The organism is Azospirillum sp. HJ39, from assembly GCF_041507355.1.
Lineage (GTDB): Bacteria > Pseudomonadota > Alphaproteobacteria > Azospirillales > Azospirillaceae > Azospirillum > Azospirillum thiophilum.
This window is the reverse complement of sequence record NZ_CP167911.1, coordinates 337313-363660: the sequence shown is the minus strand read 5'-3', so window position 1 is coordinate 363660 and position 26348 is coordinate 337313. Positions and strand designations below refer to the sequence as shown.

The window sequence follows — 26348 nt, the reverse complement described above, 5'->3', positions numbered from 1 at the left end:
CGCCCCGCATGACCACCCTGCTGATCCTCCGCCACGGACCGACCGCCTGGAACGCCGAAGGGCGCATCCAGGGCAGCATCGACGAGCCGCTGTCCGACGCCGGCCGCGCCCGGGTCGCCCGCTACCGCCTGCCGCCCGGGTCGGCCGATCTGCGCTGGTTCGCCAGCCCGAAGCGCCGGGCATGGGAAACCGCGGCCCTGCTCGGCCTCGCCCCGGTGGCGGAACCGCGGATCGTCGAGATGGACTGGGGCGAGTGGGAGGGACTGCGCGTCGAGGATCTGCGGGCCGACGGCCGCATGCCCGACCGGCACGACCGGCTCGGCCTCGACTTCAAGGCCCCCGGCGGCGAGAGCCCGCGCGAGGTGCAGGCCCGCCTGCGCTCCTGGCTGACCGATGTCGCCCTCGACGGCCGCCCGGCCGGCGCCGTCGCCCACAACGGCATCCTGCGCGCGCTCTATGCGCTGGCCACCGGCTGGGACATGCGCGCCGCCCCGGGCGAAGAACCGGTCAACGGCTGCGCCCACCTGTTCCGGCTGTCCGCCGACGGCACGCCGGCGGTGGTGCGGATGAACATCGGCCTGCTGGAATAGGGGGGCCGGACCAAAGGGCACGGGAACAGGGGGCGTTGCGCCCCCTCCCCCGTCAGACGTCCAGGTCGACGATCACCGGCACATGGTCCGACGGCTTGGGCTCCCAGCCGCGGGCGTCGCGCAGCACCTTGACGCCCTGCAACGCCCCGGCCAACGGCGGCGTGACCCAGACATGGTCCAGGCGCCGGCCGCGGTTGGAGGCGGCCCAGTCCTTCGCGCGGTAGCTCCACCACGTATAGAGCTTCTCCTCGGGCGGGACGAAGCGGCGCATGGCGTCGACCCAGCCGGCGGAGGCCTGCATCGCCGCCAGCCGTTCCACCTCGACCGGCGTGTGGGAGACGACCGACAGCAGCTCCTTGTGGCTCCACACATCCTGTTCCAGAGGCGCGATGTTCAGGTCGCCGACCAGCACCATGGGACGGTCGGGCGACCGCTCGGTGCCCAGCCAGCGGGTCATCTCGTCGAGGAACTGGAGCTTGTGGGCGAACTTGTCGTTCACCGCCGGGTCGGGGATGTCGCCGCCGGCCGGGATGTAGACGCAATGCAGCTCGATCCCGCCCGGCAGATGGGCGAGCGCGTGGCGGCAGTCCTGCTTGCCGCACCAGTGCTGCACGTCGTGCGACGTGAAGGGCAGGCGCGACAGGATGGCGACGCCGTTGTAGCTCTTCATCCCGTGGATGTGGGCGTGGACATAGCCGCGCTCCGCCAGCGGCGCCAGCGGGAAGTCGGCGTCGACCACCTTGGTTTCCTGCAGGCAGATCACGTCCGGCCGCTCCTCCTCCATCAGGCGGAGGAGGAGGTCCAGACGCATGCGGACCGAATTGATGTTCCAGGTCGCGATGCGCATGCCGGCGGCTCAGGCGATGGTCAGGGTGATGGTGCCGACGCCCTCGACCGCGCCGGTCAGCACGTCGCCGGACACCACCGGGCCGACGCCTTCCGGCGTGCCGGTGTAGATCAGGTCGCCCGGCTGCAGCTCGACCAGCCCGGACAGGTAGGAGATCGTCTCAGCCACCGACCAGATCAGGTCCGACAGGTCGCCCTTCTGCCGCGGCTCGCCGTTCACCTGCAGCGTGACCGCCCCCTTGGCCGGGTGGCCGAGGTCGGCGACGGTGCGGATGGCGCTGCACGGGGCCGACTGGTCGAAGCCCTTGCCCATGTCCCAGGGCTTGCCTTCCTTCTTGGCGGCGTTCTGCAGGTCGCGCCGGGTCATGTCGAGGCCGACGGCATAGCCGAACACATGGTCGAGCGCGCTCTCGACCGGGATGTCGCGCCCGCCGGTGCCGATGGCCACGACCAGCTCGATCTCATGGTGGAGATTGGCGGTCCTGGGCGGATAGGGGACGGTGGCGCCGTCGGCAACGATGGCGTCGGCCGGCTTCATGAAGAAGAACGGCGGCTCGCGGTCGGGATCGGCGCCCATCTCGCGCGCGTGGGCGGCATAATTGCGGCCGACGCAATAGATGCGGCGCACCGGGAACGGATCGCCGCCCGCGACGGGGACGGCCGGCTGGGACCACAGGGGAATGGCGAAGGCCATGGCATCGGCTTTCTGGTTGGGCTTGAGACGTCCCGAACAGCTAACCCGAAAGCGGGCGACCGACCAAGCGCCCAACCATCCGCCCTGCCCTGCAAGGCGCCCGGCCGTCCCGGCCGGACGGCCGGCGAGTCGCAGGCCCGGCATGAGCACGGCCCGAAGCCGGCATAAATCCGGCACAGGTCCGCGGCAGGGCCCGGACACGAAGACGCCCGGTCTGGGGGGGACCGGGCGTCGGAAGCTCCGATTCGGGAACCCGCGTGCGGCAGGGGAAACCGCTCGGCGGGCGATCGGCGTCAAATCGGCGTCGACCACTTCTTGACTCTTCAAGATGGAATTTGTATGGCCTCCAACCAATACGTTTGACGCATATCTGGTATGCGCAGCCTATTGCATGTGCGGTTCTTGCTGACAAACGAATGGCTTGCCCGCATTTTATCCGTTCATCCTATAATTCATCCAAAATGTGGCATCCACGGTGACTGACAACGAGCGTTCCACCCCCGCCGACCGGCGGTCGCGTCTGCGGCCCGGGAAGAACGGCAAGCTTGCTCTCGGCCCTCTTCCTGAACTCGTGGGTTACAACCTGCGCAAGGCTCAGGTCGCGGTGTTCCAGAGCTTCCAGACTGCGGTCGCTCCGCACGACATCACGCCCGGCCAGTTCGGCGTGCTGATCATGATCCGGGAGAACGAGGGGCTGTCCCAGTCCGACCTCGGCACGGCGGTCGGCATCGACCGGTCGACCATGGTCGCGGTGATCGACCGGCTCGAGTCGCGCGGCCTCGTCGTCCGCGCGCCCTCGCCGAACGACCGCCGGTCCTATGCGCTGCGGCTGTCGCCGGAAGGCCAGTCGCTGATGGACGACCTGATCCCGCGCGTCCAGGCCCACGACCAGGGCATGGTCAAGGATCTGTCTCCGGAGGAGCAGGTCCAGTTCATCGACTTCCTGCGCCGGGTGTCGCGGGCGAAGTAAGGCCCGGCCTTACCGCCAGGCTCCAGGCTCCAGGCTCCGCGGACGACTGACAGCCCGCCCCGCACCGGCACATGCCGGATGCGGGGCGGGCTTTTCTATTGCAGCGCCCGGTATTGCAGCGTCCGGACCGGAGAGTCGGAACGCAAATGTCAGGGCGAGGATCCCGACGGTGCAGAGCCGCCGGTGGGCCAGGTGGAAAGCGCCTGCTCGGCAACCGCCTCCAACTGGTCGCGGCTGAAGCCGGCCTTGGCCTGCACCGCCATGCCGTGGGAGACGGCCATCACGAAGGCCGCGAGGGCATCGGCCTTGGCGGTTGCCGGCAGGTCGCCCTCCGCCTTCGCCCGCTCGAAGCGCTCGCGCAGCTGCGCCTCGCCGGTCGCGCGAAATTCGATCAGCGCTTGCCGCACGGCTTCCGCCTCGTCCGACCCCGCCACGGCGCCATTGATCCCGAGACATCCGGTGTGGCTCGGATAGCGGGTGTTGAGATCGGCCGCACCGTACAGGATGTGCGCCGCGACGTGCCTTGCGGTGGGAAGCTTCATCGCCTGCGGGATGAAGTCCAGATAGCGCTCGCAATAGCGATCCAGGGCCCGGCGGAACAGCGTTTCCTTGTTGCCGAACGCGGAATAGAGCGCCGGCCGCTCGACACCGGTCGCCTCCGTCAGGTCGGCGTAGGACGCCCCCTCGTAGCCCTTGCGCCAGAAGACGCACAGGGCGGCGTCCAGCGCCTTCTCCACGTCGAATTCGCGATGGCGTCCCATCAGCCCGGCCCAGCGTTTTTCATAATGACCGTTAATAAACCGGTTGACAGCCTCCTGTCCAGATTTCATAACGACCGTTATCGTAACGTACGTTACGAAATCACCGCCACCCAAGGCGATCGGGCGGCGCCCCAAAGGCTCAAAGACCCGAAGGCGCGGAGGCCCGACGCTCAAAGGCCTGGCACAAAGGAAGGATCATCCATGTCGACCATTTTGAAGGGCAAGGTCGCGCTCGTCACCGGCGGCTCGCGCGGGCTCGGCGCCGCCGCCGCGCTTGCGCTTGCCGACCAGGGGGCGGATGTCGCGATCAGCTACGTGGCGTCGGCCGAAAAGGCGGAAGCGGTGGTCGAGGCGCTGAAGGCGAAGGGCGTGCGCGCCCTTGCGATCCGGAGCGACCAGGCCGACATGGCGGCGGCCAGGCCGCTGGTCGACGCGGTGGTCGCGCATTTCGGCACGCTCGACATCCTCGTCGCCAATGCGGCGATCGCGGTGCAGGGCAGGACGGTCGACGACCCCGACCTCGACACGGTCAATCTCGACCGCCAGTGGCAGATCAACGTGATGGGCACGGTGGCGACCACGCGCGCGGCGGCGGCGGTGCTGCCGGACGGCGGCCGGATCGTCTTCATCGGCTCCCTCCTGGGCAGCCGCGTCCCGTTCGCCGGCGTCGCCGACTATTCGGGAACCAAGGCGGCCATCGCCGGATATGCGAGGGGCGTCGCCCGCGACCTCGGCGGACGCAACATCACGGTCAACGTCGTCCAGCCCGGCATCATGCCGACGGACATGGCGGCGGCGGTTCGCGACAATCTGCCCGACGCGATCATGGACCTGCACCCCATCCGCCGGATCGCGACGCTCGAGGAGGTGTCGGCCCTCGTCTGCTTCCTGGCGGGGCCGAACGCCGGCTACATGACCGGCGGCGTGATCGACGTGGCCGGCGGCCTGTAGGCCCGATACCCGGATACCGGGGACGGAGCGTCCCGGCGTCCGCCCCCGGTATGACGGGCGACCAATCGGCTGGACAATGTCCGGCACCTCCATCAGGGTCGGCCGGGAGAACTTTTCACCCCCCGGTCGGACGAACCCCATGGGTCGAACAGGCTCGGCAACCGCCATTCTGGCGGCAGTCCTCTTCGGCGTCAGCACGCCGCTGGCGAAGCTGCTGGTCCACGACCTGTCGCCCTGGATGCTGGCGGGGCTGCTGTATCTCGGCTCCGGGATCGGGCTGGGGCTGGTTCGGCTGGCCCGTGGGCTGGCGGCTCCGCGGCACGGGCGGAGCGAACGGAGCCTCCATGGCGCCGAGTGGCCCTGGCTGCTGGCCGCCGTCTTCGCCGGGGGGATCGCCGGACCGGTGCTGCTGATGTTCGGCCTGACGGCGACATCGGCATCGGCCGCCTCGCTGCTGCTCAATCTGGAGGGGGTGTTTACCGCCCTGCTGGCGTGGTTCGTCTTCCGGGAAGGCGTCGACCGGCGTCTCGTCGCCGGCATGGTCGCCATCGTGGCGGGGGCGGTCGTGCTCTCCTGGAACGGGGCGGTGGACATCGCCGGCGGTTGGGGGCCGGCCGCGGTTGCCGCCGCCTGCCTGATGTGGGCGGTGGACAACAACCTGACCCGCAAGGTGTCGCTGGCCGACCCCGTGGACATCGCCACGATCAAGGGGCTGGTCGCCGGCGGCGTCAATGTCGGGATCGCCCTGGCGCTTGGCGACGGCCTGCCCGCCGTGCCGACCGCGGCGGCGGCCATGCTGGTCGGGCTGCTGGGCTACGGCATCAGCCTCGTGCTGTTCGTGGTCGCCCTGCGGCATCTCGGCACCGCCAGGACCGGGGCGTATTTCTCGACGGCCCCCTTCGTCGGCGGCATCGCCTCCCTCTTGATGTTCGGGGAACCGCTGACGGCCGGGCTGGCCGCCGCGGCGGTCCTGATGGGACTCGGTGTCTGGCTGCACCTGACCGAGGACCACGACCATGAGCATGTTCACGAGGAGGTCGAGCACGATCACCCGCACATGCATGACGAGCACCACCGGCACCATCACGACGGCCCGGTGACCGAGCCGCACACCCACAAGCATCGCCACGGCCGCCTGCGGCACCGGCACGCCCATTTCCCCGACGCCCACCACGTCCACACGCATTGAGGCGATGTGGTGGACCGACCGCGGCGGGCCGCAGCTCCGCCCCCGGTCAACGCCGTTGCCTGCCGCACCCGGTCTGATAGAGTGCCGCCGCCTTGCACAGCTTTGAAGGGGCGTTGGGCTCGCGATGGCCATTCCAGATTTCCAGACCCTGATGCTCCCCGTCCTGAAGACCGCATCCGGGGGTGGCGAGGTCCGCATCGGCGATGTGGTGGACCTGCTTGCCGACGCGTTCACCTTGACCGACGAGGAGCGGGCCCAGCTTCTGCCGTCGGGCCGGCAGACGACCTTCGCCAACCGGGTCCATTGGGCGAAGAGCTACCTCAACAAGGCCGGGTTGGTCGAAATGGCCCGGCGGGCTCACTTCCGCATCACTCCGGAGGGCCGGAGCGTGCTGAAGTCGCCGCCGGAGAAGATCACCATCCGATTCCTGGAGCAATTCCCGAGCTTCAAAGGTTTCCGCGACGGCGAGGCCGGAACGGCCGAGGCTGCCGGAATCGCCGAAACCGTGCTTCCAATCGCCGACAACCCGCTCACCCCCGATGAGGTGATGCGTCAGGCCCATGCCCGAATCGAGGCGTCGCTGGCCGACGAGATCCTCCTGCGTGTCCGGTCCGGCACGCCCGCCTTCTTCGAGAAGACCGTGGTCCGCCTGCTGATCACCATGGGCTATGGCGGGTCGGTCACGGAACTCGACAAGGCCCTGGTCGGCAAATCGGGCGACGACGGTGTGGACGGCATCATCGACCAGGACCCGCTCGGACTGGACCGGGTCTATGTCCAGGCCAAGCGCTACGCCGACGGCAACACCGTCGGGGCGGGGGCGATCCGCGACTTCTTCGGCAGCCTGAACCTGTTCAAGGCGACCAAGGGGCTGTTCGTCACCACCTCCGCCTTCACCGCCTCGGCCAGGGAGACGGCGGACCGGCTCGGCACCCGCATCGTGCTGATCGACGGCATCCAACTGGCCAGGCTGATGATCCGGCACGAGGTCGGGTGCAGGATCGAGGAGACCCTGCACATCAAGCGGGTGGACGAGGATTTCTTCGAGTAGCAGGGGCTGCGGAGCCGCCGGCGGGCCATCCGGTCCGCCGGGCCGTCGCTTCGGCCCACGGCTTGGATCGGATCGAGTAAAATCGGTATCGATTTGAAGCGCGAATCCGATTGCCGGACAAAGGAGCGGGAGGTTCCTGCGTTTCATGACAAACGCATCGAACCCAAAACAAAAAGCGGGCCGAAAGCCGTTCCCGGCCACGCCCGCCACCACTCTACAAAACTGTTACACCCCTCCGTGGAAGGGGAAATTGGTGGAGCCGAGGAGGATCGAACTCCCGACCTACGCATTGCGAACGCGTCGCTCTCCCAGCTGAGCTACGGCCCCACACAAACACCGTCGCGTCTTCGTCGCTCCGGCGTGGCGCGGTTATTGTCCATGACGGGGGGGGCTGTCAAGCGCTCTGTTCGGAAAAAATGCAACGGGTGATCGGGGGCGCCGGCCGGCCGGCTCATGACCCGCCGTACTGGACAGCCCTCGCCGCTTATGCTTAGGGTGCCCGGAAAAGGCTGGCGCCCGCTTCGCAGTGCGCTGCGCGCGGCCGTCGCAAAGAACCGCCATGGAGCTGGCCCGGCATGATCGCGCTGTATTTGCTCATCAACACCATCCTGGATCTGTTCTTTTGGATCCTCATCCTGTCGGCCATCCTCAGCTGGCTGGTCGCCTTCAACGTGGTGAACACGCGCAACCGCGCGGTCTATCTGATCGGCGATTTCCTGTACCGGGTGACCGAGCCGGTGCTGCGCCCGATCCGCCGTGTCCTGCCCAACATGGGCGGGCTCGACCTGTCGCCGATCGTGGTGCTGCTGGCGATCTCCTTCATCCAGAACCTGCTGGCCCAGTACTGGCCGCGCATGTGATGGCGATGCCGTCCCCGTTCGAGGCCGTCGCCGACGGCCTGCGGGTGACGCTGCGGGTGACGCCCAAGGCGTCGCGCAACGCGGTCACCGGGCTGGCGGAGACGGCAGGAGGCGGCAGGGTCCTGAAGGTGGCGGTCACGACCGTGCCGGAAAACGGCAAGGCCAACGAGGCCGTCATAAAACTGTTGTCGAAAGCGTGGAAAGTGCCGAAGACCAGCCTGACGGTGGTGGCCGGCGCCACCGATCGGAACAAGATACTGCATGTGGCCGGCGACCCGGCGGCTCTGCTGCCGCGGCTGTCGGCCCTGATCGACGATGTGGGCAGCGAGGGTGGAGAGTAGCATGGCGGACGCAAGGATCATCGACGGCAAGGCCTTCGCGGCCGGCCTGCGTGCGCGGGTGGCGGACGGGGTGGCGGCGCTGAAGGCAAGCCACGGCGTCACCCCCGGTCTGGCCGTCGTGCTGGTCGGCGAGGATCCGGCGAGCCAGGTCTATGTCCGCTCCAAGGAGCGGGCGCTGGTCGAGCTCGGCATGAACAGCTTCGACCACCACGAGCCGGCCGACATGGCCGAATCCGACCTGCTGGCCCTGATCGACCGGCTGAACGCCGATCCGGCGGTGCATGGCATCCTGGTCCAGCTGCCGCTGCCGCGCCACATCGACAGCCAGAAGGTGCTGGCCCGCATCGTGCCGGAGAAGGACGCCGACGGCTTCCACATCGTCAATGCCGGCCTGCTCGCCACCGGCCAGCCGGGCGCCATCGTGCCCTGCACCCCGCTGGGCAGCCTGCTGCTGATCCGCGACACGCTGGGCCGCGACCTGAAGGGCAAGCGCGCGCTGGTGCTGGGCCGCTCCAACATCGTCGGCAAGCCGATGGCCCAGCTGCTGCTGCAGGCCGACTGCACGGTGACGATGGCCCATTCCCGCACCGCCGACCTTCCCGGCGAATGCCGCCGTGCCGACATCCTGGTCGCGGCGGTCGGCCGGCCGGAGATGGTGCGCGGCGACTGGATCAAGCCCGGCGCCACCGTGATCGACGTCGGCATCAACCGCGTGCCGGCGGCCGAGCCGGGCAAGACCCGGCTGGTCGGCGACGTCGCCTTCGACGAGGCGGTCAAGGTGGCGGGCGCCATCACGCCGGTTCCGGGCGGCGTCGGCCCGATGACCATCGCCTGCCTGATGCTGAACACGCTGGCCGCCGCCTGCCGCGCCGCCGGCGCGCCGGTACCGGAAGAGGCGGCCGCCATGGGTAATGCCCAAGGGAACGCCCAACTGAACGCCCAGGGGATGGCGCGGTGATCACGGTCCACGCCCGCGCCGAAGACGGGCGGGTGGTGCGCCAGCCGCTGGAGCTGGGCGAGGAACTGCCGGCCGGCGCCGTCTGGATCGATCTTCTGCGCCCGACGGAAGCGGAGCGCGGCCATGTCGGCGCGCTCACCGGCTGCGACCTGCCGACGCGCGAGGAGATGAAGGAGATCGAGGCCTCCAGTCAGCTCTATGTCGAGGGCGAGGCGCTCTACATGACCTCCTCCATCATCTCGCGCGCCACCTCGCCCCATCCCGAACAGGGCGAGCTGACCTTCGTGCTGACGCCGCGCCACCTGATCACGCTGCGCTACACCGAACCGCTGCCCGTCATCACCTTCGCCGCCCGCAGCGTCCGCCAGCCCGAGCTGCTGGCGACCGGGGAGAGCGCGCTGTTCGGCCTGCTCGACGCGGTGATCGACCGGGTCGCCGACGTGCTGGAGCTGGTCGGCGGCCGCATCGACGAGCTGTCGGCCCGCATCTTCGACGATTCGCTCGACGGCGGCGGTTTCGGCAAGGCGGCGAAGAAGCCGGACGAGTTGCAGGACGTGCTGCGCGGCATCGGCCGGGCCGGCGATCTCACCCACAAGGTGCGCGACAGCCTGGCCGGCCTCGACCGGCTGGTGGTGTTCCTGACCTCGGCCAGCGGCGGCCGGCTGAGCAAGGACCAGAAGACCGCGCTGAAGACGATGACGCGCGACCTGCGCTCGCTGACCGAACATGCCGGCTTCCTGGCGCACGAGGCGAACTTCCTGCTCGACGCGACGCTGGGCCTGATCAACATCGAACAGAACGCCATCATCAAGATCTTCTCGGTGGTGTCGGTGGCGCTGATGCCGCCCACCCTGATCGCGTCGGCCTACGGCATGAATTTCAGGCACATGCCGGAACTGGACTGGGACTTCGGCTATCCCATGGCCATCCTGCTGATGGTATTGTCGGCGGTGGTTCCCCTCTGGTACTTCCGCCGGCGCGGCTGGCTCTAAGCAGGGAAAACACGCCGATGCCGACCATCCTGCCCGACGCCGCCCTCGACGCGCTGCTGGCGCAGGATGTCCCCTACGGCGACCTGACCACCGAGTCGCTCGCCATCGCCGGCCGGCCCGCCCGCATGCTGTTCGCCGCCCGCGGCGCCATGGTGCTGGCCGGGACGGAGGAGGCGGCGCGGCTGGTGGAGAAGGCCGGCGGCCACATCCTGCGCGTCGAGCCCAGCGGCGCGGCGGCGGAGGCCGGGGCGGTCTTCCTGGAGGCCGCCGGCACCGCCGGATCGCTGCACCGCGCGTGGAAGGTGGCGCAGACGCTGGTCGAATACGCCTCCGGCATCGCCACCCGCGCCCGGCGGATCGTCGAGGCGGCCCCCGGCGTCACCGTCGCCTGCACCCGCAAGAACTTTCCAGGATCCAAGGATCTCAGCGTCAAGGCGGTGCAGGCGGGCGGCGCGGTGATGCACCGGCTCGGCCTGTCGGAAACGCTGCTGGTCTTCCCCGAGCACCGCGCCTTCCTGACCGGGGCGCCTTCGGAATGGATCGCCGCGCTGCGCCGCAAGGCCCCGGAAAAGAAGATCGTGGTGGAGGTCGGGTCGGTGGAGGAGGCGGTCGCCTTCGCCCGGGCCGGTGCCGACGTGATCCAGCTGGAAAAGCTTCCGCCCGCCGCCGCCCGCGCGGTGATCGAGGCGACCCGTGACCTCGCTCCGCCGCCGGTGGTGGCGCCGGCCGGCGGCGTCACCGAAGCCAATGCAGCCGCCTATGCCGCGGCCGGCTGCCGTTTGCTGGTCACCTCGGCCCCCTTCTTCGGCCAGCCGGCCGACGTCAAGGTGACCCTGCTGCCCGCGTGACGGCAGGCCGCGGCCACTGAATGCAGCCGCTGGAATTCCTGAATTTGCGAGCGAAAGCGCTTCCGCAATACCTATGCGTGCGCCACAGTGGCGGCGCGGACGGGATGGCGGACTGGCCGCCATCCCCGCCGCTTACGAGGAGTGAAGAGGATGTCGCAAATCCTCAAGCTCCTGATCCTCGTACTGGAGATCGTCAAGCGTCTGCTTGACCTCTGCCGGTAAGGATCGGGCCGGCGGGCAGGGGATGATGGCCCCTGCCCGCCAAGCCTGATATTGCCTCATCCACGCCCTTAGTCAACCGCCGGGAGAGGACCGCTCAGGCCGCCAGACCGCCGCCCAGCTCGATGCGGACCTCGACCACGCCGGGCTCGTCCAGGTTCTCCTTGCGGACGAATCCCAGGGCGCGGCACATGTTCAGCATGTTGGTGTTCTCGCGCAGAACCTCGCCATAGACCTCCTTGATGCCGCGCGAGCGGGCATAGTCCAGGATCTTGTTCATCAGGATGAAGCCCAGCCCCTGCCCCTTCATGTCGGACCGCACCATCACCGCATATTCGGCGCGGCGGTTGTCCGGGTCGGCGGTGATGCGCACGACGCCGTACATGATGGTGTCGCCGGTCTGCGGGTCGGGGCCGACGGCGATCAACCCCATCTCGCGGTCATAGTCGATCTGGGTCAACCGCGCCGCCGCCTGGTGCGACAGCCGCTTCAGGGGTGCGAAGAAGCGCAGGCGCAGGTCTTCCGCCGTCTGGTTCTCCACCAGGTGATGCACCAGCGGCTCGTCCTCCGGCAGGATCGGGCGGACCAGGAACTGGCGGCCGTCCTTGATGGTGATGCGGTCCTCCAGCGCCTTGGGATAGGGGCGGATCGCCAGCCGCGCCGCGCCGGCCAGCGTCGGCACCCCGACCTTGATGCGGGCGTCCAGCGCCAGCACGCCGTCGGCGTCGGCCAGCAGCGGGTTGATGTCCAGCTCGGCGATCTCGGGGAAATCGACGACCAGCTGGCTGACCTTGTTCAGCGTCAGCGCCACCGCGTCCAGATCGACCGCCGCGCGCGAGCGGTAGCCCTGGAGCTGCCGGTGGATGCGGGTCCGGCCCATCTGCTCGGCCGCCAGCTTCATGTTCAGCGGCGGCAGGGCCAGCGCGTAATCCTCCACCACCTCGACGCCGATGCCGCCCTCGCCGAACAGCAGGACCGGGCCGAACATCTCGTTCTCGGTCATGCCGACGATCAGCTCGTAGGCGTCGGGGCGGACCGCCATCTCCTGCACGGTGAAGCCTTCGATCTTCGCCTCGGGCGCCAGCTCGGCGACGCGGGCCAGCATCGCCTCGGCCTCCGCCTTCACCTCGTCCGGCCCGGACAGGCCGAGCGCCACGCCGCCGACGTCGGATTTGTGGGTGATGTCGTGCGACAGGATCTTCAGCGCGATCGGCCCGCCGATGACGCGGGCGGCATTCGCCGCCTCCTCCGGCGTCTCGGCGACGCGGGTGTCCACCGCCGGGATGCCGTAGGCGGCCAGCACGCGCTTGGCCTCATATTCGCTGAGCCACTCGCGCTTCTCGGCCATGGCGCGGGAAACCACCTTCTTCACGGCGATCTCGTCGGGCTGGAAATCCTCGGCCACCGACGGCGGGGTCTCCATCAGCAGCTGCTGGCTGCGGCGGTAGCGCACCAGATGCATGAAGGCGCGCACCGCGTCCGACGGGCCGTTGTAGGTCGGGATGCGGCCGGCGGCGAACAGCTTGCGGGCCTCCATCGCCGACTGGTCGCCGATCCAGCTGGTCAGCACCGGGTGGCGGCGCGCCTTGTTGGCCTGCACCGTCTCGGCCACCGCCTGGGCGATGGCGGCGCTGTCGGTCAGCGCCGACGGGCAGTGCAGGACCAGCACCGCGTCATTGCCGCTATCCTGCATCAGCGCGTTCAGCGCCTCGGCATAGCGCTTGGGCGTGGCGTCGGCGCCGATGCGCAGCGGGTTGCGGAAGGGCGCGCCGCCCGGCTGCCCCCCGCCCGGCTGGGGACCGAGCGCCTTGGCCAACGCGTCCTGCGTCTCAGGCGCCAGGACGGCGAGCCGGCCGCCGGCCTGGATCAGCTTGTCGGTGGCCATCACCCCCATGCCGCCGCCGTTGGTCAGGATCGCCAGCCGGTCGCCGGTGATCGGCACCCCGGTGCCCAGCGTGCCGGCGGCGTCGAACAGCTCGGCCAGATCGTTCACCCGCAGCACGCCGGCGCGGCGGAACACCGCGTCATAGACGGCGTCCGACACCGCCAGCGCGCCGGTGTGCGACGCCGCCGCCTCCTGCGCCTCGTCGGAGCGGCCGGCCTTGATGACGATCACCGGCTTCTGCCGCGAGGCGGAGCGGGCGGCCGACATGAATTTGCGGGCGTGCGTGATGCTCTCGATATAGAGCAGGATGGCGCGCACCGTGACGTCGCTGGCCAGATAGTCCAGCAGGTCGCCGAAATCGACGTCGCCGCGGTCGCCCAGCGACACCAGGTGCGAGAAGCCGATGCCGCGCGAGGTCGCCCAGTCGGCGATGGAAGTCAGCACCATCGAACTCTGCGCCACCAGCGCCACGTCGCCCTTGCGCGGCGCCACCGGCGCGAAGCTGGCGTTCATGCCGCGGGACGGCACCATGGCGCCCAGGCTGTTCGGACCCAGCACCCGCATCAGGTAGGGCTTGGCCGTGTCCAGCATCGCCTGGGTCTGGTCGGCCGTCATGCCATTGGTCATGACGATGGCGGCCTTGGTCCCGCGCTTGCCCAGCGCGTCGATCGTCGCCGCCACCGTGTCGGGAGCGGTGCAGATGACGCCCAGGTCCGGGGCGATCGGCAGGCTGTCCACCGTCTTGTAGGTCAGCACCCCTTCGACCGCGCGTTCGGTGGCGTTGACCGGCATCACCGGGCCGTCGAATCCGGCCTGGAACAGATTGCGGGCCACCACCGCACCGACCGTGCCCGGCTTGCGGCTGGCGCCGATCAGGGCGATGGACGCCGGTTTGAACAGCTTGTCGAGATTGCGAACGGTCATGACCGGATCCGGTGGTGGGGAAGCCGCCGGCCCCAGTCTGCCACGGGTCGCCAACGGTTTTTATGACGGTTTTGATGACGAACAGCACTGGGCGGGACTTTCATCCCCACCATTTGCTGCGGCGCAACATTACGGGTTGGTATGACCATTGGGCAAGGGGCGTTTCGTCGCGCCCGTGCAAAACCGGTCGGGTGCCGCACGGCGCCCTTGCGGTGGGGGGCCGACCGTCGCCAAGCTGTCGGCACCTGTTACCGGCACTTGATCAAGGAGCGTGTTCATGAAGGTTGGAATCGTCGGGGCCGGCTTCGTCGGCAGCACCGCCGCCTTCGCCATGGTGACCACCGGGGCCGCGAGCGAGGTCGTGCTGGTCGATATGAACGAGGCGCTGGCCCAGGCCCAGGCCCAGGACATCGCCCATGCCGTGCCCTTCACCCACGCCGTCACCGTGCGCGCCGGCTCCTATGCCGCGCTGGAGGGGGCGGGCGTGGTCGTGCTGTCGGCCGGCGTCGCCCAGAAGCCGGGCGAAACCCGGCTGGACCTGCTGGAGCGCAACGCCAAGGTGTTCGCCGCCATCATCCCGGAGGTGCTGAAGGCGGCGCCCGACGCCGTGCTGCTGGTCGCCAGCAACCCGGTGGACGTGATGACCCAGATCGCCACCCGCATCAGCGGCCTCTCCCGCAACCGGGTCATCGGGTCGGGCACCGTTCTGGACACCGCGCGCTTCCGCGCCCTGCTGGCCGACCGGCTGGGGGTGACGCCACGCTCCGTCCATGCCCATGTCGTCGGTGAGCATGGCGATTCCGAGGTCCTGCTGTGGTCGAGCGCCACGGTCGCCGGGCTGCCGGTGCCGCAGGCCGCCGACCAGCTCCAGCGCAGCCTGACCGCGGAGGACCGCGCCGCCATCGACGAGGGCGTGCGCCGCGCGGCCTACCGCATCATCAACGGCAAGGGCCACACCGCCTTCGGCATCGGCGGCGGGCTGGCCCGGCTGGTCGCCGCCATCGGCGCCGACGAACGGCTGGTGGCGACCTGCGCCATGCTGAACGACGAGGTCGCCGGGGTGCCGCAGGTGGTGCTGTCGCTGCCGCGGGTGATCGGGGCCGGCGGCGTGCACGACACCATCCTGCCCAACCTGTCGGCGGAGGAGGAAGCGGCGCTCCGCCGCAGCGCGGAGATCCTGAAGGAGGCCGCCGACGGGGTGGAACGCCGGATGGGCTGGACCGGCTAGGCGGGGTCGACATACTCCGCCAGCCCCGCCGCCAGCCCGTCGAAAACGGCGCGGCAGCGGGGGGTGGAGCGCAGATCCTCGTGCATGGCGACCCACACGCCCATCGGCATGTCGAAGGCGTCGGCCAGCACCCGCCGCAGGGCGGGATTGCGCCGCGCCAGCGGAACCTGGCAGATGCCGATGCCGAAGCCGGCCTCGATCGCCGCCAGCTGCGCCAGATGGCTGTCGGACCGCAGGGCGAAGCGTGGCAGGGCGATGGCCGGCGCCCGCCGCATCATGGCGCGGATGTCGGGCGTCTCGCGGTCGAAGCCGATCAGGCTGTGGCGGCCGAGATCCTCCGGACCCCGCGGAACGCCGTGGCGGTCGAGATAGTCGCGGTGGGCGTGCATGCCGAGCGCGATGACGCCGATCCGCCGCACCACCAGCGCCTGCTGCGCCGGCTCGACCATGCGGACCGCGACGTCGGCGTCGCGTTGCAGCAGGTCGTCGACGCCGTTGGACAGCACCAGCTCTATTTCCAGCGCCGGATGGCGGGCCCGCAGGCCGGCCAGGATCGCCGGCAGGATGCGGCCGCCCACCACCTCGCTGGCGGTGATCCGCACCGTTCCGCGGGTTTCGGCACCCAAGCCCGACGCCGTGCGCCACAGGCCGGCCGCCGCCGCGTCGAGCGCCTCCGCCTGCGGCTTCAGCGCCAGCGCCGCGTCGGTCGGGTCGAGCCCGCGCGGCGAGCGCAGGAACAGGGAGCCGCCGACCGCCTCCTCCAGCGCCGCGACATGGCGGGCCAGGGTCGGCTGCGTCAGGCCGAGGCTGCGCGCCGCCGCCGACAGCGACCCTTCGCGGAGCACGGCCAGGAAGCTGCGGTACAGATCCCAGCTGGGTGGAGGGTGGTTCATCGAATTCAGTATAGCGACCCGCCGCAGTTCGACAATTCCGTTCAGGCGTGACCACGGCCATCCTCGCTCCGGCAAGGAACGTCACGGCGATGGAGAAGACGATGGACGGCCGGAAATCCACCAACGGCAAGCTCGCGCTGGTGCTGGGAGCGACCGGCGGGGTCGGCGGCGAGATGGCGCGGGCGCTGGCGGCGCGCGGCTGGTCGGTGCGCGGCCTGCGCCGCAAACCGGCGGAGGCCGGCGGCGACGCCCCGGCCATGGAGTGGGTGGTCGGCGACGCGATGAACGCGGCCGACGTGCGGGCCGCCGCCGAGGGCGCCTCGCTGATCGTCCACGCGGTGAACCCGCCGGCCTACCGGCATTGGAACCGGCTGGTGCTGCCGATGCTGGACAACTCCATCGCCGCGGCCTCAGCCAACGATGCCCGCATCCTGCTGCCGGGCACCGTCTACAATTACGGCCCGGACGTCTTTCCGCCGATCGGCGAGACGGCGCCGCAAAACCCTGTCACCCGCAAGGGCGCGATCCGGGTGGAGATGGAGCGCCGCCTGCACCGCGCGGTGGGGGACGGGGCAAGGCTGCTGATCCTGCGCTGCGGCGACTTCTTCGGGCCGCGCGCCGCCAACAGCTGGTTCAGCCAGGGGCTGCTGACACCCGGCCGGCCGCCGGTCCGGATCACCCAGCCGGGACGGCCGGGGGTCGGCCATCAATGGGCCTACCTGCCCGACGTGGCGGAGACGGCGATGCGGCTGCTCGACCGCGAGTCGGAGCTGGGCGACGACGCGCAGTTCCACATGGACGGGCATTGGGACGATGACGGCCAGCGGATGATCGCGGCCATCGCCCACGCGCTCGGCAAGCCCGGCCTGCCGGTGCGGCGGATGCCCTGGGGGCTGCTGCGCCTGGCCTCGCCGCTGGTGCCGCTGTTCCGCGAACTGAATGAGATGCGTTACCTGTGGGAACGGCCGGTGCGGCTGGACAACCGCCGCCTGCTGGCCTTCCTGGGCGAGGAGCCGCACACGCCGCTCGACCTCGCGGTGCGCCGGACGCTCGCCGGGCTGGGGTGCCTCGAGCCGGAGCCTCTCCCCGCGCAGCCGGCGGACCTGCCGGAGGCGGGGAGAGGCGTGCCGAACCACGCGAACTCAAGCCGCTCGGGCTGAGTCCGGCACGGTTTGAGCCGCCGGCATCAGACCACTGACTTCAGACCACCGGGCCCGGGTTGCCCTTGTTGGCTTCCAGCGCGCGGGCCAGGCCCTCTTCGATCTTCTTCGCGGCCTCTTCGGCGTTGCCCCAGCCGCGCACCTTCACCCACTTGTTCTTCTCGAGATCCTTGTAGTGCTCGAAGAAGTGGGCGATCTGCTCGATCACGATGGACGGCAGGTCGGTGTAGTTCTTCACGTCGGTGTAGAACGGATGCAGCTTGTCGACCGGCACGGCCAGCAGCTTCTCGTCCTCGCCGGCCTCGTCCTCCATGTAGAGGACGCCGATGGGACGCGAGCGCAGCACCGCGCCCGGGACGACGCCATGCTGGCCGACGACGCAGACGTCGACCGGGTCGCCGTCGCCCGACAGGGTGTGCGGGATGAAGCCGTAGTTGCAGGGATAGAACATCGCGGTGTGCAGGAAACGGTCGACGAACACCGCGCCCGATTCCTTGTCGACCTCATACTTCACCGGCTGGCCGCCGATCGGGATCTCGATGACGACGTTCACGTCCCAGGGGGTATTCTTGCCCGCGGCGAGCTTGCTCAGATCCATGTATCGCGTTCCTTCGACTGGCGTATTCAGGGCAATTTCTTTGTTTTGGCACCGGTGCCCGGTCCGGCGCCACGCGGGGCCGGAGTTTAGGCGGAACGCGGATCGAGGCCAAGGAACTTGCGCGGGCTCTTGCGCAGGTGCGGCATAAGGAGCAACCCTGCCGGGGATGGCCCGCCCGATCCCCGCCCTCCTCACCCTCCTGGCCCTGCTGGCGCCCCTTCCGCTGCCGGCCGGGCAGCCCGTCCACGGCATCGCCATGCATGGCGACCTTGCCCTGCCGCCGGATTTCACCGCCCTGCCCTACGTGAACCCGGCCGCGCCGAAGGGCGGCACCATCCGGCAGGCGGTGACCGGCAGCTTCGACAGCCTGCACCCGCACATCGTCAAGGGCGTCCCGGCGCTGGGGTCGGGCTATGTCTTCGAGACCCTGCTGGCGCGCTCGTGGGACGAGCCCTTCTCGCTCTACGGCCTGCTGGCCGACCGGGTCGAGGTCGCCGACGACCGGTCGTCCGTCACCTTCCACATCGACGGCCGGGCGCGCTGGCATGACGGGACGCCGGTGACCGCCGACGACGTGCTGTTCTCGCTGGAGGTGCAGCGGCAGCACGGCACGCCCAACCGCCGCCTGTTCTACGCCAAGGTCGCCGAGGCCACGGCCCCCGATCCGCAGACCGTCCGCTTTGCCTTCGCCGCGGCCCCAAAGGATGGCCCGGAGGGCGGGATCGACCGCGAGATGCCGCTGCTGATGGGGCTGATGCCGATCCATTCCAAGGCCTTCTGGACCGGGCGCGACTTCGGCCGCACCACGCTGGAGCCGATCCTGGGCAGCGGCCCCTACCGGGTGGCGGCGGTCGATCCCGGCCGGCGCATCGTCTACGAGCGGGTGCCCGGCTATTGGGGCCGCGACCTGCCGACACGGGTCGGGCAGTTCAACGCCGACCGGCTGGAGTTCGACTATTACCGCGACGATTCGGTGGCGCTGGAAGCCTTCAAGGCGGGACAGGGCGACGTTCGTTACGAAAGCGATCCGGCCAAATGGGCCACCGGCTACGACGGTCCGGCGCTGCGCGATGGCCGCATCGTCCGCGAGGAGCTGCCCAACCGCCGGCCCGAGCCGGCCCGCGGCCTGATCGCCAACACCCGCCGGCCGCTGTTCGCCGACGTCCGGGTCAGGCGGGCGCTGGGGATGGCGGCGGATTTCGACTGGATCGGCCGCAGCCTGTTCCACGGCCTGCTGACCCGCACCGCCAGCTATTACCCCAACTCCGAACTCGCCGCCCGCGGCCTGCCGGAGGGGGAGGAGCTGCGGGCGCTCGAGCCCTTCCGCGACCGGCTGCCGCCCGACCTGTTCACCCATCCCTTCGCCCTGCCGGACACCGGCGGCGGCAACAGCGGCGGCGGCCCGGCCGGCCTGCGCGCCAACCGGCGCGACGCCTTGCGGCTGCTGGAGGAGGCCGGCTGGCGGGTGCGCGACGGCCGGCTGACCGACGCCGCCGGAACTCGTTTCGCCTTCGAAATCCTCCTGTCCGATCCGTCGCAGGAACGGGTGGCGCTGGAGTTCGCCCGCTCGCTGGAGCCGCTGGGGATCGCGGCGCGCGTCCGCACCGTCGACAGCGCCCAATTCCAGGCCCGGCAGGACCGTTTCGATTTCGATATGATCATGCGCTGGTGGGCGTCCACCCTGTCGCCCGGCAATGAGCAGCTCTATTATTACGGGTCCGAAGCGGCCGGCCAGGAGGGCAGCCGGAACCTTGCCGGCATCCGTGACCCGGTGGTCGACGCGCTCGCCCGTTCCATCGCCGCGGCAACCACGCGGGCCGAGCTGGTCGGCCGGGTGCGGGCGCTCGACCGGGTGCTGCTGTGGGGGCACTACATGGTGCCGCTGTTCCACAGCCCGGTCGACCGCATCGCCCGCTGGTCGCGCCTCCACCGCCCGGACGTCACGCCGCTCTACGGGCCGATGATCGAGACCTGGTGGGTGGAGTGACGGCGGCCCCGCTCACCCGATCTGTTCACCGATCATGCAGCGGCGCCATCTGGTCCAGCCGGTGGGCGAAGTCGACGTCGGCCTGGGTCACGCCGTCGACGCTGCGGGTGTAGAGGATCACCTCGACCCGGCCCAGGTCGTTGAACCATTCGGGATGGTGGCCGCACTTCTCGGCCAGCAGGGCGACCTGGGCCATGAAGCCCCAGGCGGTGGGGAAATCGGCGAAATGGTAGGTCTTGCGGATGGCGTCGCGTTCCAGCACCTCCGACCAGCCGTGCAGATCCTTCAGTGCCGTCTGGCGATGCGCGCCGACCAGGCGATCGGACATGATGACCTCCCTTTCTCTTTTGCCGCCTGCGCCTCCTTGGCGAACGGGCGGCGGTTCGCTACCTTCTCCGGCATGATAAGGAAACCATCAGGTCCCCATACGGTTCCGCCCACGGTCGAAGACCTGGAGCGCATGGCCGAAGAGGCGCTCGGCACCATCCCGGCGGAGCTGCTCGCCCCGGTCGGGAACCTCGTCATCCATGTCGAGGATTTTCCAGATGAGGATACCGAGCGGGAGATGGAGCTGGAAAGCCCCTTCGACCTCCTCGGCCTCTACCGGGGGGTGGATCTGACGCGGCAAAGCGTCGCCGACCTGCGCGGCGGCCCCGACATGATCTTCCTCTACCGCCGCCCGATCCTGGATTACTGGTGCGAGACGGGGGAGGATCTGCCCTCCATCGTCCGCCATGTCCTGATCCATGAGATCGGCCATCATTTCGGCTTCTCCGACGACGACATGGAGCGGATCGAGGCGATGGAGTAGGGACGCTCCAAAGGCTCAGCCTGCCAGCGCCTCGCCCACCCGGCGGCGGAGCGCCGGCACCAGCTCGGCGTCGAACCAGGGATTGCGGTTCAGCCAGCCGGTGTTGCGCCAGCTCGGGTGCGGCAGCGGCAGGAAGGCCGGGCCGTAGGCACGCCAGTCCGCCACCGTCTCCGTCATCGTCGCCCGGCGCCGGTCGCCCAGATAGCGGGCCTGGGCATACTGCCCGACCAGCAGGGTCAGCCGGACGCCCGACAGCGCCGCCAGCAAGGGCGGGTGCCACAGCGGCGCGCATTCCGGCCGCGGCGGATGATCGCCGCCCTTCGCCATGGTGCCGGGATAGCACAGCCCCATCGGCACCACGGCGATGCGGGTTTCGTCGTAGAAGGCGGCGCGGTCCATGTCCAGCCACCGGCGCAGCCGGTCGCCGGAGGCGTCGTCCCAGGGGATGCCGCTGGCATGCACCCGCGCCCCCGGCGCCTGCCCGACGATCAGCAGGCGGGCGGTCGGGCTGCCGCGCAGCACCGGCCGGCAGCCATGCGGCAGCACGCCCGCGCACAGCGTGCAGGCACGGGCGCCCGCGAACAGGCGGCCCAGATCGGATTCGCGTTCGGAACCGGTTTCACCATTAATTTCAGACAAGCGTCAGCAGATCCTGGACGAAGGCCGGCACCACCCGGGTGGCCGGGCCGTGGATGGAGCTGTGGAAATAAGACGCCCCCTCCGACGGTTCCAGGTTCAGCTCGACCGTATAGGCGCCGGCCGACCGGGCCTCGGCGACGAAGCCGGCGGCCGGATAGACATGGCCCGAGGTGCCGATCGACACGAACAGGTCGCATTCCTCCAGCGCCCGTTGGATGCGGTCCATCCGGTAGGGCATCTCGCCGAACCACACCACGTCCGGCCGCATGCCGCCCTTGCGCCCGCAGGTCAGGCAATGGTCGTGCACCGACAGGTCGCCCTGCACCTCGACCACGCTGCGGCAATGCAGGCAGACGGCCTTCAGCAGTTCGCCATGCATGTGCAGCGGCGCGGTCGACCCGCCGCGCTCGTGCAGATCGTCGATGTTCTGCGTCACCAGCAGCAGCTCGCCTTTCCAGCGCCGCTCCAGCTCGGCCAGCGCCCGGTGCGCGTCGTTGGGCTGCACCGCCGGGTCGGCGAGGCCGCGGCGACGGTCGTTGTAGAAGCGGTGGACGAGGCCGGGGTCGCGGGCGAAACCCTCCGGCGTCGCCACGTCCTCCAGATCGACCTGGCTCCAGATGCCGCCTTCGCAGCGGAAGGTGTCGAGCCCCGATTCCTTGGAGATCCCGGCCCCGGTCAGGATGACGATGGAATCGGTCGGGCGCAGTCGGTTGGTCAGCGCGGGTGAGGGCATGACATCCCCTTAGCGGTTCGGAAACCGGTCATGTGGAAAACTGCTGCGGCGTACGCTTGTCGCGCCGCGAAGTAAAGACGCTGAAATTGACGAAAAGGAGTATCCGCGGTGGTCAAGGTCCTGTTCGTCTGCACCGGCAACATCTGCCGCTCGCCGACCGCCGAGGGGGTGTTCCGCCATCTGGCCGGACGCGCCGGGCTGGATGGCCGGGTGACCGCCGCGTCCGCCGGCACCCACGGCTACCATGTCGGCGAGCCGCCCGACCCGCGCACGCTGCGCGCGGCGCTTGCCCGCGGTGTCGACCTGTCGTCCCAGCGCGCCCGCAGACTGGCGGCTGCCGACTTCACCCGCTTCGACCATATCCTGGCGATGGACCATGGCCATCTGGCCCAGATGCAGCGCCTCGCCCCGCCGGGCGCCACCGCGGCGCTCCGCCTGTTCCTCGACGATGCGCCGGGCCTGGCCGGCCGCGAGGTGCCCGATCCCTATTACGGCGGCGCCGACGGATTCGAGGAGGTGCTCGACCTGTGCGAGGCCGGGGCGCGCGGCCTGCTCGACCGTCTGGCGCGAGAAAGCAAGTTTCCACGTCGCGAACACATCGGTTAACCTCTTGCGGTTAACGTCTCGCAGAGCCCCGGTGGCTTGGTTTATGCTGGCGGGAGAGAGCCCTTTCGGAGCAACCCCTCGCCATGACCAGCGCAGTCACCAGCGCACCCACCGGCACCGCCACCCCCGGCGGGATCCTCGACGGCATCGTCCTGTTCGAGGCCTTCACGCCGGAGGAGCGCGCCGCGGTTGCCTCGCGCGGCCGGGTGTTCGACGCCCCGGCGGGCACGATGCTGATGCGGGAGGGCGACACCGCCAGCTCGCTCTATGTCCTGCTCGACGGCACGGTGCGGGTGGTGCGCAGCGACAAGTTCGGCGGTCAGGTCGAGGTCGGGTTCCGCCGGGTCGGCGACTGCTTCGGCGAGATGGCGCTGATCGACGGCGGCTCGCGCTCCGCCTCGGTGATCGCCGCCACGCCGGTCCGGGTGTTCGAGCTGGAGCGCGACCTGTTCCTGTCGCTGATCTCCCCCTCGCCGGCCCTGCTGGCCAAGCTGCTGCGCGAGCTCAGCCGGATGATCCGCGACGTGTCGGAGCGGGTGGTCCGCGAGGATCTGGAGCGCCGCACCCGCATCGCCGAATCGGAGCTGGCCCGCCAGCGCGCCATCACCCAGGCGGTGACCGGGCTGGCCCATGAGCTGAACACGCCGCTCGGCGTCTGCGTGACCGCCGCCAGCCACCTGAAGGAGCTGTCACGGTCCGGCAGCGGCCCGCTCGCCACCGAGGAGCTGCAGGAGCCGGCGGCCCTGCTGGACGCCAACCTCACCCGCGCGGTGGAGCTGGTGGAGGCCTTCGCCGCCATCGCCGCCTGCCAGACCGCCGAGCCGCTGGAGGCGATGGACCTGCGGCAGGCGGCGGCCGATGCCGCCGCGCTGTTCGCCGTCCAGCACCCCGACCTGCCGCTGGAGATCGAGGTGGCGCCGGGTCCGCCCTGCCCCTGGCTCGGCTATGTCCCGCATCTGGAGCGGGTGCTGCACAATCTGCTCGCCAACGCGGCGGCCCACGGCTATGGCGGCGGTCCCGGCCGCGTCGAGGTGACGATGGCACCGGCGACGCTGGACGCCGTGCCCGCCTGGTGCCTGACCGTCCGCGACTGGGGCACCGGCATCCCGGCCCGGCATCTGCCCGCCCTGACCGACGCCTTCTTCACCACCGCCCGCGGGCGCGGGCACAAGGGGTTGGGTTTGGCTGTGGTCTTCAACACGGTGACCGGGCCGCTCGGCGGCCGGATCGCCATCGACAGCACGCCGGGGGCCGGCACCATCGTCGGCATCACCGTGCCGCAGGAGCTGTGACGGAGGTGACAAACTGGAGTTGGGCTGAAAATGATTACTTCCTCACAGCAGCGAACGTTCTCACCGCTGCCCGGAGCATAATCAGCATCATGAGTTCGAGATTCAGAGAATTTTCCTCTTCAATTTCGCGATGCACTCCTCCGCGAATGGCGTAGCAGATAGCGAGGTCGGCCGCCATCTGCTCTGAACCACCACGAATATTCCGGTCTTTAAACCAGTTCAGATCAATCGTTTTCCCATTACCGACTTTCATTACAGAATTGCTCTTCAACAATTTTACGAAATCCGGATCATTCTTCCAGAGCTCCTTGAATTTGTCGCGGAGTTGTTCTTTGTAGCTGCCCAAAGCTGATGCAATATGTTCGAGCACAACACTCATGCCCTGCACGTCACCCTTCAATCCTTCGAGAGAATACTCATTACCCTTGAAGGCATGGCGATGGAATGATTCCATCCGCCAATAGAATCCATGCAGCCCATTTTCTTCTATAAAATCAAGAAATTGCTCAATTAGCTCATCACTGAAATCAGCTCGTAGAATTGCACTATCTCGGCGATAACCTGCTAAAATGCGTTGCGCATTTGCACGCTGCTCACGGCCCCAGTCAGGCCACATCACATCAATTATCGGTTTGAAGAGACCATCTATACGACCGACGATATCACTGTATTCATCAATCGTCGTACCTGTAATCACGCGGGCAAGTTTTACACCTTGCGCCGCGATGCTTTTGTAAGCACCCGCGACCAAAGGGCGGCCGTCTTCTTCCCATCGATACCACTGTTCGCAAAGGAAGCGGATAGCCTCCAAAAGGTCCGATTCACTGACATTATGAAAAGCCATTGCCCTCTGGGCTGCCCAAAGCCGTGTCCGCACAATCTCGTTCCGCTCGTCATCGGTTGGAAGACGACGGCGGCGATCCTTATGGGTGGCGAAGACGTACCCTCTGCTTGCTTCTTCGGCAAACCAAACTATTGCATCGAGTACAGTCCCATGCTGGGTAAAGCCGCGCATCGCATGCAGCGGCAGAAACGACATCAAACGTGGAGCGGTTGCAATCTGATCTGCGGTCGGCCAGTCTTCCAATTCGAATAAATTTATGTAGGTTGTGATACCCATATTGACGACTTCAGCAAATTGCAGAATTTGCCAAGATGAATAATAAGTAACAACTGTATCCGATTTATAGAATGTCTCATCGTCATAAACACCTATTTCCACACGATATTCTCTCCATGGAACAAATGGTTTTTCACTCGGATTCTCAATAAAAGGCAAAAAACGCACATCAGGAATATCGAGTATGTGCGGGATTATCGTTGGATCCTCATCCCAGGAATGGTATCTCTGCCGCTCACTTTCAAGTTCGCATGCATTCTGCCAACGAAAACCATCTGGCTCCTGCAAACCTGGAACATTCATTTCGGGATGATCTTCAGCGTACCAGCGACGCTCGATCTCATCAGGATAATGTAGACGCAGGCGGGGAATGAGTGAGCGTTGCCTCTCCAAGCGCTCCAATACATTCGTACTCAGTTGGCCAGAAACGACCTTGAGCTTATTGGCTTCGTCCCGGAATGCATTCAGATCAAGATATCTGGAAATCTTCATGGAAGACATCATAAGGCCCCAGCAATTTCCTGTAACGACTCTGCCGCATCACTCTTCCTAATTGATAGAGAGCATTCTAACAGGAAGTGGATGCTGCGGCATCAGACTCTATGTCCTGGTTAGCGCCCCCTTGGAAAGACGGATGCTCTGCGCCTACAGGCCGCATTCTTGGGACAGTTTTGATGGGCGCTCGAAAGGCCTCCCCCTACCCGTGCAGCGCCAGCCCCTTCACCGTCTTGTCGACCGCCTTCTTCGGGCCGCGCAGTGCCAGCCCGACCAGATCGGGGGCGTCCGCATCCTCCGCCCGGAAGACGGCGCGGTTGGCGGCGTCATGGCCGGTGGCGAACATCGCGGCGACATAGGGGACCAGCGTCAACCCGCGCTCCAGCGCGGCGTCGCGCACGGCGCGCAGCTGGTCGCGCTCGGCGGCGAAGATCAGGATCGGCTGGCCGAGCATGCGGCCGTAGCGGCGCTCCGCCGCATCGACATAGGGCTCGCCGAGCGCCTCGGGCGCCGCGGCGGCGATGCCGGTGGCGAGGAAGGCGGCGACGTTCAGCTTCTGCCACACCGGCAGGTCGGCGCGGACGATCAGCGCCACCTTGGTGTCGAAGCGGATGGGGGCATCCGGCGAAGCATCCGGCGAAGCGGCGCCGGTCATCAGGGTTTCAGGCATCTGGCTGTCGGTCATCTGGCTGTCGGGCATGGCGGTG

At 68.5% G+C, this 26348-nt stretch carries 27 protein-coding genes and 1 tRNA gene; 16 read left to right on the top strand and 12 right to left on the bottom strand.

All coding sequences use genetic code 11. From position 1 onward, the window contains the following. The first annotated feature begins 8 nt into the window (after positions 1–8). Positions 9–590 carry a histidine phosphatase family protein gene (locus ABMY26_RS15155; protein WP_372398078.1) on the top strand — a complete coding sequence of 194 codons (582 nt, stop codon included), beginning with the start codon at positions 9–11 and terminating at the stop codon, positions 588–590. A gap of 52 nt (positions 591–642) precedes the next feature. On the opposite strand, the gene xth is transcribed toward ABMY26_RS15155, so the two are convergent. Beyond that, positions 643–1437 (bottom strand): exodeoxyribonuclease III, encoded by a 795-nt coding sequence (gene xth, locus ABMY26_RS15150; protein WP_372398077.1) that lies wholly within the window; start codon positions 1435–1437, stop codon positions 643–645. Between the two features lie 9 nt (positions 1438–1446). Beyond that, positions 1447–2130, bottom strand: coding sequence for a fumarylacetoacetate hydrolase family protein (locus ABMY26_RS15145; protein WP_372398076.1), 684 nt, complete (start codon positions 2128–2130; stop codon positions 1447–1449). 475 nt (positions 2131–2605) lie between these two features. Between ABMY26_RS15145 and ABMY26_RS15140 the strand changes: the two genes are divergently transcribed. Next, complete coding sequence (locus tag ABMY26_RS15140) at positions 2606–3100, top strand: MarR family winged helix-turn-helix transcriptional regulator (RefSeq protein WP_372398075.1); 495 nt, start codon at positions 2606–2608, stop codon at positions 3098–3100. A 149-nt stretch (positions 3101–3249) separates the two neighbouring features. Here the strand turns inward: ABMY26_RS15140 and ABMY26_RS15135 are convergent, their stop codons facing one another. After that, on the bottom strand, positions 3250–3861 hold the full coding sequence (locus tag ABMY26_RS15135) for a TetR/AcrR family transcriptional regulator (RefSeq protein ID WP_372398073.1): 612 nt from the start codon (positions 3859–3861) through the stop codon (positions 3250–3252). A 201-nt stretch (positions 3862–4062) separates the two neighbouring features. Between ABMY26_RS15135 and ABMY26_RS15130 the strand changes: the two genes are divergently transcribed. The 3 genes from ABMY26_RS15130 to ABMY26_RS15120 all read left to right on the top strand — a co-directional run bounded on the left by ABMY26_RS15130 (position 4063) and on the right by ABMY26_RS15120 (position 7052). Further along, positions 4063–4812 (top strand): SDR family NAD(P)-dependent oxidoreductase, encoded by a 750-nt coding sequence (locus ABMY26_RS15130; protein ID WP_045581542.1) that lies wholly within the window; start codon positions 4063–4065, stop codon positions 4810–4812. A gap of 139 nt (positions 4813–4951) precedes the next feature. Beyond that, a complete protein-coding gene (locus tag ABMY26_RS15125; protein ID WP_372398071.1) occupies positions 4952–6001 on the top strand; it encodes a DMT family transporter in 1050 nt (349 codons plus the stop codon). Between the two features lie 124 nt (positions 6002–6125). Beyond that, on the top strand, positions 6126–7052 hold the full coding sequence (locus ABMY26_RS15120) for a restriction endonuclease (RefSeq protein WP_372398070.1): 927 nt from the start codon (positions 6126–6128) through the stop codon (positions 7050–7052). Positions 7053–7303: 251 nt separating this feature from the next. Here the strand turns inward: ABMY26_RS15120 and ABMY26_RS15115 are convergent. Continuing rightward, positions 7304–7379: transfer RNA gene (locus ABMY26_RS15115), tRNA-Ala, on the bottom strand. A 248-nt stretch (positions 7380–7627) separates the two neighbouring features. Between ABMY26_RS15115 and ABMY26_RS15110 the strand changes: the two genes are divergently transcribed. From ABMY26_RS15110 to modD, 5 genes are read left to right on the top strand one after another with little or no spacing between them, the layout of a single operon-like run. Continuing rightward, entirely contained in the window at positions 7628–7912 is a 285-nt protein-coding gene (locus ABMY26_RS15110; protein WP_045581503.1) for a YggT family protein, read from the top strand. Beyond that, positions 7912–8253, top strand: a complete 342-nt coding sequence (locus ABMY26_RS15105) for a DUF167 family protein (RefSeq protein ID WP_372398069.1) — start codon at positions 7912–7914, stop codon at positions 8251–8253. The genes ABMY26_RS15110 and ABMY26_RS15105 overlap by 1 nt, the downstream gene beginning before the upstream one ends. Position 8254: 1 nt before the next feature. Continuing rightward, on the top strand, positions 8255–9211 hold the full coding sequence (gene folD / locus ABMY26_RS15100; protein WP_372398068.1) for a bifunctional methylenetetrahydrofolate dehydrogenase/methenyltetrahydrofolate cyclohydrolase FolD: 957 nt from the start codon (positions 8255–8257) through the stop codon (positions 9209–9211). Next, a complete protein-coding gene (locus tag ABMY26_RS15095; RefSeq protein ID WP_045581500.1) occupies positions 9208–10203 on the top strand; it encodes a magnesium transporter CorA family protein in 996 nt (331 codons plus the stop codon). The genes folD and ABMY26_RS15095 overlap by 4 nt, the downstream gene beginning before the upstream one ends. A 17-nt stretch (positions 10204–10220) precedes the next feature. Next, the gene (gene modD, locus ABMY26_RS15090) at positions 10221–11051 is read left to right on the top strand and encodes a ModD protein (RefSeq protein WP_372398067.1); all 831 of its coding nucleotides are present in this window, start codon (positions 10221–10223) and stop codon (positions 11049–11051) included. A gap of 316 nt (positions 11052–11367) precedes the next feature. Here the strand turns inward: modD and ABMY26_RS15085 are convergent, their stop codons facing one another. After that, the gene (locus tag ABMY26_RS15085; protein WP_372398066.1) at positions 11368–14079 is read right to left on the bottom strand and encodes a GNAT family N-acetyltransferase; all 2712 of its coding nucleotides are present in this window, start codon (positions 14077–14079) and stop codon (positions 11368–11370) included. Between the two features lie 277 nt (positions 14080–14356). On the opposite strand from ABMY26_RS15085, the gene ABMY26_RS15080 reads away from it, so the two are divergent. Then, complete coding sequence (locus ABMY26_RS15080) at positions 14357–15307, top strand: L-lactate dehydrogenase (RefSeq protein ID WP_372398065.1); 951 nt, start codon at positions 14357–14359, stop codon at positions 15305–15307. Here ABMY26_RS15080 and ABMY26_RS15075 read toward each other — a convergent pair. Continuing rightward, a complete protein-coding gene (locus tag ABMY26_RS15075; protein ID WP_372398064.1) occupies positions 15304–16200 on the bottom strand; it encodes a LysR family transcriptional regulator in 897 nt (298 codons plus the stop codon). The two genes, ABMY26_RS15080 and ABMY26_RS15075, sit on opposite strands and share 4 nt — an antisense overlap. Positions 16201–16247: 47 nt before the next feature. Between ABMY26_RS15075 and ABMY26_RS15070 the strand changes: the two genes are divergently transcribed. After that, the gene (locus ABMY26_RS15070; RefSeq protein ID WP_372398063.1) at positions 16248–17360 is read left to right on the top strand and encodes an NAD(P)H-binding protein; all 1113 of its coding nucleotides are present in this window, start codon (positions 16248–16250) and stop codon (positions 17358–17360) included. Positions 17361–17400: 40 nt separating this feature from the next. Here ABMY26_RS15070 and ppa read toward each other — a convergent pair whose 3' ends face one another. Further along, complete coding sequence (gene ppa, locus ABMY26_RS15065) at positions 17401–17958, bottom strand: inorganic diphosphatase (RefSeq protein WP_372398062.1); 558 nt, start codon at positions 17956–17958, stop codon at positions 17401–17403. 166 nt (positions 17959–18124) lie between these two features. On the opposite strand from ppa, the gene ABMY26_RS15060 reads away from it, so the two are divergent. Beyond that, positions 18125–19945, top strand: a complete 1821-nt coding sequence (locus ABMY26_RS15060; RefSeq protein WP_372398061.1) for an extracellular solute-binding protein — start codon at positions 18125–18127, stop codon at positions 19943–19945. Positions 19946–19970: 25 nt separating this feature from the next. Here the strand turns inward: ABMY26_RS15060 and ABMY26_RS15055 are convergent, their stop codons facing one another. Next, positions 19971–20273: a 4a-hydroxytetrahydrobiopterin dehydratase gene (locus tag ABMY26_RS15055; RefSeq protein ID WP_372398060.1), complete on the bottom strand. Its 303-nt coding sequence runs from the start codon at positions 20271–20273 to the stop codon at positions 19971–19973. Positions 20274–20405: 132 nt separating this feature from the next. Between ABMY26_RS15055 and ABMY26_RS15050 the strand changes: the two genes are divergently transcribed. Then, positions 20406–20756 carry a metallopeptidase family protein gene (locus ABMY26_RS15050; protein ID WP_082108869.1) on the top strand — a complete coding sequence of 117 codons (351 nt, stop codon included), beginning with the start codon at positions 20406–20408 and terminating at the stop codon, positions 20754–20756. A 15-nt stretch (positions 20757–20771) separates the two neighbouring features. On the opposite strand, the gene ABMY26_RS15045 is transcribed toward ABMY26_RS15050, so the two are convergent. Together ABMY26_RS15045 and cobB are read right to left on the bottom strand one after the other, a co-directional pair. Next, on the bottom strand, positions 20772–21386 hold the full coding sequence (locus tag ABMY26_RS15045; RefSeq protein WP_372399019.1) for a uracil-DNA glycosylase family protein: 615 nt from the start codon (positions 21384–21386) through the stop codon (positions 20772–20774). Position 21387: 1 nt separating this feature from the next. Further along, positions 21388–22128, bottom strand: coding sequence for a Sir2 family NAD+-dependent deacetylase (cobB, locus tag ABMY26_RS15040; RefSeq protein ID WP_372398059.1), 741 nt, complete (start codon positions 22126–22128; stop codon positions 21388–21390). Between the two features lie 108 nt (positions 22129–22236). Between cobB and ABMY26_RS15035 the strand changes: the two genes are divergently transcribed. Both ABMY26_RS15035 and ABMY26_RS15030 read left to right on the top strand, forming a co-directional pair. Beyond that, positions 22237–22734: a low molecular weight protein-tyrosine-phosphatase gene (locus ABMY26_RS15035; RefSeq protein WP_372398058.1), complete on the top strand. Its 498-nt coding sequence runs from the start codon at positions 22237–22239 to the stop codon at positions 22732–22734. 83 nt (positions 22735–22817) lie between these two features. Beyond that, positions 22818–24026 (top strand): sensor histidine kinase, encoded by a 1209-nt coding sequence (locus ABMY26_RS15030; protein WP_372398057.1) that lies wholly within the window; start codon positions 22818–22820, stop codon positions 24024–24026. 34 nt (positions 24027–24060) lie between these two features. Here the strand turns inward: ABMY26_RS15030 and ABMY26_RS15025 are convergent, their stop codons facing one another. Beyond that, positions 24061–25638, bottom strand: a complete 1578-nt coding sequence (locus ABMY26_RS15025) for a hypothetical protein (protein ID WP_372398056.1) — start codon at positions 25636–25638, stop codon at positions 24061–24063. 205 nt (positions 25639–25843) lie between these two features. Then, positions 25844–26341 carry a DUF2000 family protein gene (locus ABMY26_RS15020; RefSeq protein WP_372398055.1) on the bottom strand — a complete coding sequence of 166 codons (498 nt, stop codon included), beginning with the start codon at positions 26339–26341 and terminating at the stop codon, positions 25844–25846. Between the last annotated feature and the right edge of the window lie 7 nt (positions 26342–26348).

Coding starts and splice junctions, on each gene's coding strand:
- xth (WP_372398077.1), bottom strand. CDS start 1,437: ATGCGCATCGCGACCTGGAACATCAATTCGGTCCGCATGCGTCTGGAC.
- ABMY26_RS15025 (WP_372398056.1), bottom strand. CDS start 25,638: ATGAAGATTTCCAGATATCTTGATCTGAATGCATTCCGGGACGAAGCC.
- modD (WP_372398067.1), top strand. CDS start 10,221: ATGCCGACCATCCTGCCCGACGCCGCCCTCGACGCGCTGCTGGCGCAG.
- ABMY26_RS15145 (WP_372398076.1), bottom strand. CDS start 2,130: ATGGCCTTCGCCATTCCCCTGTGGTCCCAGCCGGCCGTCCCCGTCGCG.
- ABMY26_RS15085 (WP_372398066.1), bottom strand. CDS start 14,079: ATGACCGTTCGCAATCTCGACAAGCTGTTCAAACCGGCGTCCATCGCC.
- ABMY26_RS15075 (WP_372398064.1), bottom strand. CDS start 16,200: ATGAACCACCCTCCACCCAGCTGGGATCTGTACCGCAGCTTCCTGGCC.
- cobB (WP_372398059.1), bottom strand. CDS start 22,128: ATGCCCTCACCCGCGCTGACCAACCGACTGCGCCCGACCGATTCCATC.
- ABMY26_RS15130 (WP_045581542.1), top strand. CDS start 4,063: ATGTCGACCATTTTGAAGGGCAAGGTCGCGCTCGTCACCGGCGGCTCG.
- ABMY26_RS15020 (WP_372398055.1), bottom strand. CDS start 26,341: ATGCCCGACAGCCAGATGACCGACAGCCAGATGCCTGAAACCCTGATG.
- ABMY26_RS15135 (WP_372398073.1), bottom strand. CDS start 3,861: ATGGGACGCCATCGCGAATTCGACGTGGAGAAGGCGCTGGACGCCGCC.
- ABMY26_RS15030 (WP_372398057.1), top strand. CDS start 22,818: ATGACCAGCGCAGTCACCAGCGCACCCACCGGCACCGCCACCCCCGGC.
- ABMY26_RS15080 (WP_372398065.1), top strand. CDS start 14,357: ATGAAGGTTGGAATCGTCGGGGCCGGCTTCGTCGGCAGCACCGCCGCC.
- ABMY26_RS15110 (WP_045581503.1), top strand. CDS start 7,628: ATGATCGCGCTGTATTTGCTCATCAACACCATCCTGGATCTGTTCTTT.
- ppa (WP_372398062.1), bottom strand. CDS start 17,958: ATGGATCTGAGCAAGCTCGCCGCGGGCAAGAATACCCCCTGGGACGTG.
- ABMY26_RS15055 (WP_372398060.1), bottom strand. CDS start 20,273: ATGTCCGATCGCCTGGTCGGCGCGCATCGCCAGACGGCACTGAAGGAT.
- ABMY26_RS15120 (WP_372398070.1), top strand. CDS start 6,126: ATGGCCATTCCAGATTTCCAGACCCTGATGCTCCCCGTCCTGAAGACC.
- ABMY26_RS15155 (WP_372398078.1), top strand. CDS start 9: ATGACCACCCTGCTGATCCTCCGCCACGGACCGACCGCCTGGAACGCC.
- folD (WP_372398068.1), top strand. CDS start 8,255: ATGGCGGACGCAAGGATCATCGACGGCAAGGCCTTCGCGGCCGGCCTG.
- ABMY26_RS15125 (WP_372398071.1), top strand. CDS start 4,952: ATGGGTCGAACAGGCTCGGCAACCGCCATTCTGGCGGCAGTCCTCTTC.
- ABMY26_RS15105 (WP_372398069.1), top strand. CDS start 7,912: ATGGCGATGCCGTCCCCGTTCGAGGCCGTCGCCGACGGCCTGCGGGTG.
- ABMY26_RS15060 (WP_372398061.1), top strand. CDS start 18,125: ATGGCCCGCCCGATCCCCGCCCTCCTCACCCTCCTGGCCCTGCTGGCG.
- ABMY26_RS15050 (WP_082108869.1), top strand. CDS start 20,406: ATGGCCGAAGAGGCGCTCGGCACCATCCCGGCGGAGCTGCTCGCCCCG.